This is a genomic window from Halanaerobium polyolivorans, from assembly GCF_020711195.1.
In the GTDB taxonomy this organism is placed as follows: domain Bacteria; phylum Bacillota; class Halanaerobiia; order Halanaerobiales; family Halanaerobiaceae; genus Halanaerobium; species Halanaerobium polyolivorans.
The window spans coordinates 1-1,409 of sequence record NZ_JAJFAT010000039.1 but is presented as its reverse complement, the minus strand read 5'-3'; the positions used below and the strand labels follow the sequence as shown (position 1 = coordinate 1,409).

Annotated in this window: 1 protein-coding gene; it reads left to right on the top strand. The window is 31.5% G+C overall.

What is annotated here, in order from left to right:
* Positions 1–127: 127 nt before the first annotated feature.
* Complete coding sequence (locus tag LJ207_RS12190; RefSeq protein WP_229346770.1) at positions 128–1,333, top strand: ISL3 family transposase; 1,206 nt, start codon at positions 128–130, stop codon at positions 1,331–1,333.
* The last annotated feature ends 76 nt before the right edge of the window (positions 1,334–1,409 follow it).

The window sequence follows — 1,409 nt, the reverse complement described above, 5'->3', positions numbered from 1 at the left end:
GGTTGTATAATTAATGTTGTGAAGAAAAAATTGTGAATTTAAAAACATCTAAATAAAAAAGGCATTTGCCTGGCTCCGTTGAATTAAATAGTTACAACACCAAAAATTCAATAAAGGAGTCAAGCAAATGCATAATAAGTTTATCACAGATTTAATGAATTTACCAGACCTAGTTGCAACAGATTTAATTCAAACTGAAGAATATTTAGTTTTTGTAGCTGACTATCGAAAAAATTATGTTAAATGCCCAGTCTGCGGTAAAAAAGTAGATAAAGTTCACGATAGAAAAGTTCAAGTAGTTCAAGATACTCCTCTTCGAGATAAAAAGGTAGCTATTAGACTTTTAAAAAAACGCTATAGATGCAGTCATTGCGGTAAAAGAGCAATACCTAAAAGAATAGAAAGTATTACTAAATACTCAAGGAAAACAGAGCGTTTTAAAATGAATCTTTTAAAGCAGACTGATAGTCGCGATTACTCAAGAGTAGCAAAAGAACATGGTCTTAGCTATACCAGTATTCAAAACTCGGTGCGCAGCAAACTAGACACTCTGATTAAAGAAGCTCAGCTTGCAACTTTAGATGAAGTTGAAGCTATCAGTATTGATGAATTTGCAATCAAGAAAAAACATAAATACGCGGTCGCTTTAACTGATCCGATTAATAATAAATTAATTGATATATTAACTTCTAGAAAAAAAGATGATTTAATTAAGTACTTCAATACCTGGCCTAAGAAACTAAAAGAGCAGATCAAATACTTCTCCATGGATATGTGGAGCCCATATAAAGCTGTTGCAGAAACTGTTTTTCCAAATGCTAAAATAGTGGTTGATAAGTTTCATCTAGTTACAACTGTTAATAATGCTCTAGATAAGCTAAGAATAAAGGAACAGGATAAACAGACTGCTGCCAATAGAAAGAAGTTCTATAAATCAAGACTCACCCTTCTGATGGCTGGTGAAGATCTTGATGATAACGGCCATCAGCGACTAATAGAAATATTTAAATTATCTCCTGCTTTAGAAAAAGCATGGGAGTTAAAAGAGGAATTTAGAGATCTTCTTCAAATACCTGATGTCAAAGAGTCTATTGAAGCTTTAAATCACTGGTATAAAAATGTTAGCCAGGCTAAATTAAATCTTTTCTATAAAGCTAAAGGAACACTAAAACGCTGGGAACAGCATATTATTAACTATTTCAAAACTAGAATAACCAATGGATTTGCTGAAGGATTAAATAACAAAATAAAATTGATCAAAAGAATTGGCTACGGTGTTCCCAAAGTTGAAAACTTAAAACGCCGTGTATTTTTATCATTACTAAGTATTTAAGATTAAATTTAAAAATTAAAGAGATAATAAGATTCAATCGGTGCTATTTAGATTTCACAACATTTGTCAAAGAGCC